Below are 6,181 nucleotides of genomic sequence, written 5' to 3' on the forward strand. Positions count from 1 at the left end.
TCAGTCGATTATAGTATTGATCCATTTCCACGTTCTCGAAATACCTGAAGTGAGTTCGGTGGTGGGCTGCCATCCGATCTCCTTCTTGAGTTTTGAGATGTCGAGAACTATTTTCGATACGTACTTTTTTTCGTCATAAACGTACACAGGAGAGATGTTCTCCCCTGTAACTTGTGACATTATGGATATCAACTCATTTAGCGAAGTCCCTTGCCCGCTACCCACATTGTATACCTTCTCTTCTGTGTTGCTTTCCAGAATCTGTAGCGTTGCATCTATCGCGTCGCGGATGTATATATAATCCCTCACCGCAGAACCGTCGCCGAAAATGACAGGCCTCTTTCCCTGCTTAATTTGATTTAAAAAGATAGGAATAACACCCTGTCTGGCATTTGGGTTCTGTCGTTCTCCATAAGGATTGGAATATCGCACGATTAAAAAGTCTAGGTGGTGGTGCTCGTGAAAGAAATGCAGGTATCGTTCGACTGCATATTTGGATATGGCATAGGGGTTACTAGGCTTTGGTGCAGTTGTTTCGCTGATGGGGGACCCTAACGTATCCCCGTATATTGTCCCTCCAGAAGATGGGAAAATTATTCGCTCGATATCTCTTTGCGCTGCAATCTGAAGTAGTTTTATGGTTCCTACAAGATTTGTTTTAGTATCAAAAATAGGGTCATTAAATGAAGTTGCGGGGTTCGTTGTAGAGATAAAATGAAATACAGCATCGACTCCCTTGAGAGCATCATTTACATCATGCTCATTGTTAAAATCACCCTTTTTTAATGTTACGTCTGATACTATGGAGGCGATGTTTCTTGTTCCGTGCCGAAAATGGTCAAAGATTACCACTTCATGGCCTCGCTGCAACAATGCTTCAGCAAGGTGGGAACCGATGAAACCATTACCTCCAAATATAACGTATTTTCCCATAGGGGTCCTTCCATGATACTTCAATTGCGATGCGTGCAGCATTTACTTGCATTGTAGCAGATAAAAACATGCCGTTAATATTATTGGAGAAATATGGCAATCACACAGTTATAGGAGTATCTTTCATCAGTATACGTTTCGCCGTTGCGGAAGAATTTGCAAAGGTTTTTAGAATTTGCCCATCAAATGGGTTTGGGACGTAATTCCTATTCGGGCGATGGATTTGATTGGAAATATTGAAGAGCCACATGATAATCAAATACTCGATATAAATAACATTGTATGTCGAGGATGGGTATACGACGATGAGAAGACCGTTATAGAAATTCAGGTGTACTTAAATAACGAGCATATTGGAAATGCCCGCATGGGTTATCTTTTCCGAACGGATTTAATTTCAGCCTTTCCAAAATTTGATGGGATTCAGAATTCGGGCTTTATTTTTTATGGAAACAGTGCCGCCCTTGAAAAAGGTAAAAATGTTTTGCAAATAACAGTTTTGTTCTTAGATGGTAGTGTAGAGGACCTGGGCAAAAAAGTAATAGAATACGATGATACTATTGCTGTTATCGATCGATTGAACGTCGAACTGACAAACCGATGTAATTTGAACTGCCGTTGGTGCGGTGGAAGTGGCAAGAGAAAGAAGGGGTTCATGTCGGATTATACGTTCGAGTTTTTATTAAGATGGTTAAATGAAGAAAACGTTCGAATAAATGAACTGCATCTGTATCATGGTGTTGGTGAAAGTCTACTTCATCCTAAATTTCAAGAACTCCTACATCAGTTGGGAAGAGTTGATAACCGGCCGAAAACGGTTTTAGTCACAAATGCTGTTTTATTGGATGAAGAATGTTCGAAAAAGATAATTTCCTCCCGGTGTTTGGATTTCGTCCAATTTAGCGTTGATGGGGGAAATCGAAGAGATTTCGAGTGGCTCAGAAGGGGGGCGCATTGGGATTCTGTGCTGGATAATGTCAGCGGTTTCCTAAAATTGAATAATAACGTTGTTAAAACTGGAATAATATGTATTGACTTTGGTGGGAGGCATGAAGAGAGGTTCGACGACTTGCTGAAGAGGGTCGATTCCATCGACATTCGTCCTCCTCACGATTGGACAGGACAGGAACAATTAGAAGATTATAACTTCGTTCGTAAACCAAATCCTCATCCCTGCTGGCACATGAGGAATAATTTGGCAGTCTTATGGAATGGAGCTGTAACTTTATGCTGCAACGATCAGTACGGTAACGGGGTTTTTGGTAACGTTCTTGAAGATAATTTACTTGATTTATGGAAAACAAAGCATAAGGACTTCTATGATTTGCAGATCTCGGGCGAGAAACATCTCATACCCTTATGCAAGAACTGTTCGATCAATTAATGAACGGCCCCCCAGGATCTAAGTTGGGATTGGCCACCCAAAAGACAGTTACTCGCCAGCAAAAAGAATTCCTTATCACAGGCACAAAATCGCTGGATCTGAGACAATCTCTCCCTACCCAGTGGGCGAGGACCTTTTTCATGGCATTGCTGGCTTCAGCCGGAGTCATCAATCCCGTGAGTGCGGAGAAATCGCGACATCGAACCTTTACTGCGAAAATTCAATCCCATGAGGACGCTTAAACAAATTGATAAGACATTACAATAAAAACATTGGTATGCAGGACACTGAAAGGAAACCCAAAATTCAAAATAGGATATTTCACTATCTCAGTGATTTTGGTAGATTACTATTCGGGAGGAACTCTATCTCAAATGAGGGATTGGGGTCTCATGGAGAAGGTATGAATCCCTTCCGTAAGTATAGCAGTCTTGATAATGAAAAATGGTTTGAGTTAGTTTCGGGGCTAATACATGAAACATCAGATGAGAAGATAATTCCGTTGTCCCCTCCTGATGAAATCCAAAAGAATTTTACTGGGAGATCCGGGATTGATACATTCAGACAAGCTTTCGAATTTTATCAAATGGTAACGAGATCTGTTGGGGTTTATTACAGTGGTGGCATTGAAGAGGCTAAAATACTCGATTTTGGTTGTGGCTGGGGCAGGATCATAAGATTTTTCTTAAGAGACATGGATCCTTCAAACATTTATGGATGCGACTGTGTCGACGATATGATTGAGATCTGCAAGAAGACGAATCAGTGGTGTAATTTTTTTAAGAGCAACACTTACCCGCCACTTAATATTGAACCCGGTTATTTTGACATAATCTATGCATATTCTGTATTCTCCCACGTTTCTGAAGATGCTCAGAAAAAATGGCTCTCGGAGTTTCACAGAATTCTAAAGCCCGGCGGCATTTTAATTCTCACAACCCGAAGATTCGATTTTATCGACCAAATTGAAGCGATATATCCGGAAAGTCAGTTCGATGCAAATACGGCAAAACAAGACTATCTGGAAGGGAAATATGTACATTTTTCGTATGGTGGAGGGTACTCACTTGAAGAGTCTTACTGGGGGGAAACTGCTATCCCACGCGAATATATCGAGAATGTATGGACGAATCTCTTCTCTATAGTTGATTTCATAGAAACTGGGAAAGAAGTTGACCAGAACGTAATTGTTGGTGTAAAGAAATAATACTGTAGCATTTTTTCCTATATTATCCTCTCTTTCTAAGAGTGATTTTGTATCGCTCATGTTTTGGCTAGATATCACCTCTTTAACTGGTTCCTTGATCACGATTCGTGGCCGGGTTTTTTCAAGCTCATGGCACAGGGGAACAGTAAATATGTGCATTCCTCCGGGTTTTAGCACCCTGCTAATCTCTCGAAATGCCAGACTGGGGCGGTTCACGTGTTCAAAAACACCCTGTGTGATGAAGATATCAAATTGTTCGTTTTCGAATGTCATCGATTCCAGGTTTTCGCATCGTGCTCCTTTTTCGAAAGATCCGAGTTCTGTATCAGGGAAAAAGTATGAATAACTGTAATTTCTGCATTTTTCTTTAATATAATCTGAACTCACTCCACCGGGGGAGGATTCATGTATCATTGCATCAGACCTGTTTGGATAAAAAATGTTAAGCGCATTGATAAGCGCACGTTGCCGTGGGATCGATTGACAATATATGCATTTGTAGTGGAGGTGATCCTAAAATTATAAGATCAATAAAATAAAGGAGTCCTCCCAATATTCTCCGGATCATGACGCTGCATGCCAGGTAAATCAAATCCCATGAATGAGTGCTCATATCGCTCGTAACGTGGAACAATCTTCTTAAACGCTTCAATCCAGCTGAAGAACCGCTCTACTGCACTGCGCTTTTTATAGAGTTCTGGATCAAACCAGAACGGCCTCCCTCGTTTCGGCTGTTTCCGGGATCTCCGGTTGACCGGGATATTGCTCTTGATCCCTCGTTTCCAGTTGTACTGACGAACTTTTTGGGCATCATAGGCCGCATCTGCGGAGATAATGATGGGACGGTCCGACGCCTCGGAAATCTCAAATGCTTCGAGAGTTGGCTCGTGGAGTTGTGAATCATGGACATTTGCCGGTGCAACCGTGCAGCTCACATTCCGCAGGTCCTCCATCACAAATAGTATTTTTCATATTCCTTCCCCAGCAGTTGCAGAATCTTCCACAACTCCTCATTCAGGTTCGCTACCCGTTTCACCCTCTTCCCCTCCTCGACCACCACGAACTCCCGCACCCTCCGGAACCGGAAGAACACCCACTTCATCGTGGGCCGTTGCGTCTGTTTCTTCGTCTGGCTGGTCACCGTCTCCCCGGTTCGCGCCAATTCCTGCCGCAACCGAAACTCCGTAAGCGCATAGATGAACAGGCAGAGTACCATGACCATCGCCAGTGCCTGGATCCGGGATGTCTTCTTCAGAAAGATCTCTGCCACCCGAAACGACGTATCCTTCAAGAACCGAAACCCGCGTTCCACCGCTCCCTGTCCTTTGTAGTTGGCGAGCAGTTCATCGGCCGACACCGTCGGATCGTTCGTTGCCAGGACAAACCTCCCGAGGATCCGCCGCTCTTCGGCAAGAACCTCAGGATTGTCCTCGATCTCCGCTATGACCTTATATGACACCAGAACCGGTTCCCCGTTCTTCGGCCGCCCTCGGCTCTTCTCCTGCTTTCGGGTGATCGTAGTGACGTCAAGGTCACAGAACCGGTATCGGGGACGCTTGCTGAGCCAGACCTCAGCCGCCCTCCGGGCATCTGGAACACAGGCAAACTCCCGGGCACAGAGTTTCCGCAAGGATTTCCTCGCCTGATCCAGATTCTTCGTCAGGTTCTTCTCAAACGTCTTCTCCTCCCGCTCATACATCGGAACCGACCGATACAAAACCCACTTCTGCCGGACCCCGGCATACTCGCTCGAGTGTTCCTGGTAGGTGTAGCGGTCGTCGGTGCAGGGCAGAAATGGATCGTCGGTTCGAACCAGATTCTGCACCTCGTTGATCGTAGCGGGAACCCGACGGATCCAGAACGTATGCTGTCCCAGGGTTTGCAGGTTCTTAGCCGTGTAAAAGGCCGAATCCGCCACATGGTAGACTTTCTCATCCGATTTCAGGTTCTCGTTGAGGTGCTGGATGATGGATAAGATCGTTTCTTTGTCAGATTCGTTGCCGGAGAACGTCTGAAGGAAGAGCGGGACCCCATACTGGTTTGCGGCCATCCCGAGGACAAACCGTTTGAGATCCCACCGGCCATCCTTCGGATGGCCGTAGGTGATCGTGATCTCGCCCAGATCACAGTCGGGCTCATACGCCCCGGTGACGCTGAAGTTGGTGGTATCGACATGGATGCAGTGAGAGCCGAAGTCGGTGGAAAGAAGACATTCTGTCACGATCTCGTTGAATAACTCAGTTGGGCCGTAGGCGGCGATCGCATCCAGGGTGCGGCCGAGCACATCGTCGTTGAGGTGGTCCCGAGTGATGCCCTCGCCAAGGAGACGTTCAACGGCAATGTCATCGAAGAAGTCAGGGAACAAGTAGAGCCGGCGTTCGATGAACCCGAGACCGTTGAGAACCATGGCCTTGAGCACCTGAGCATGGGTGAGGTTGTGGTGACGGGTTTTTGGGAGGGCGGTGTCGATCACATCGGCGATCTGCAGGGAGTCGTAGGCACCGGCGACAATGCCGAGATGACCGATGGAGAGGATCGAAGAGTCGTCGAAACCATCAACGAGAGGCATATGAAAGGTTGTTTGCTGAAAGTGCAAAGATCTTGCGGTTTTTGATATTCAGAGGGGAGTGATTTTTGGTAGCGTAACGAAAGTTCTG

Annotated in this window: 5 protein-coding genes and 1 pseudogene; 2 read left to right on the plus strand and 4 right to left on the minus strand. The window is 45.5% G+C overall.

Annotated features, from left to right (window positions below; genetic code table 11):
* Positions 1-933 carry an NAD-dependent epimerase/dehydratase family protein gene (locus SZ63_RS12685; RefSeq protein ID WP_048183443.1) on the minus strand — a complete coding sequence of 311 codons (933 nt, stop codon included), beginning with the start codon at positions 931-933 and terminating at the stop codon, positions 1-3.
* Between the two features lie 217 nt (positions 934-1,150).
* On the opposite strand from SZ63_RS12685, the gene SZ63_RS12690 reads away from it, so the two are divergent.
* Both SZ63_RS12690 and SZ63_RS13115 read left to right on the plus strand, forming a co-directional pair.
* On the plus strand, positions 1,151-2,317 hold the full coding sequence (locus tag SZ63_RS12690) for a radical SAM/SPASM domain-containing protein (RefSeq protein ID WP_082122687.1): 1,167 nt from the start codon (positions 1,151-1,153) through the stop codon (positions 2,315-2,317).
* A 277-nt stretch (positions 2,318-2,594) separates the two neighbouring features.
* Positions 2,595-3,524: a class I SAM-dependent methyltransferase gene (locus SZ63_RS13115; RefSeq protein WP_082122688.1), complete on the plus strand. Its 930-nt coding sequence runs from the start codon at positions 2,595-2,597 to the stop codon at positions 3,522-3,524.
* Positions 3,525-3,674: 150 nt separating this feature from the next.
* On the opposite strand, the pseudogene SZ63_RS13270 reads toward SZ63_RS13115, so the two are convergent.
* The 3 genes and pseudogenes from SZ63_RS13270 to SZ63_RS07555 all read right to left on the minus strand — a co-directional run.
* Positions 3,675-3,938 (minus strand): annotated as a pseudogene (locus tag SZ63_RS13270) (class I SAM-dependent methyltransferase); the annotation flags it as partial.
* 113 nt (positions 3,939-4,051) lie between these two features.
* Complete coding sequence (locus SZ63_RS07550; RefSeq protein ID WP_052959091.1) at positions 4,052-4,477, minus strand: IS5/IS1182 family transposase; 426 nt, start codon at positions 4,475-4,477, stop codon at positions 4,052-4,054.
* Complete coding sequence (locus SZ63_RS07555) at positions 4,477-6,093, minus strand: IS1634 family transposase (protein WP_048183446.1); 1,617 nt, start codon at positions 6,091-6,093, stop codon at positions 4,477-4,479. The genes SZ63_RS07550 and SZ63_RS07555 overlap by 1 nt, the downstream gene beginning before the upstream one ends.
* Positions 6,094-6,181 lie beyond the last annotated feature (88 nt).

The organism is Methanoculleus sediminis (assembly GCF_001017125.1).
Taxonomy (GTDB): domain Archaea; phylum Halobacteriota; class Methanomicrobia; order Methanomicrobiales; family Methanoculleaceae; genus Methanoculleus; species Methanoculleus sediminis.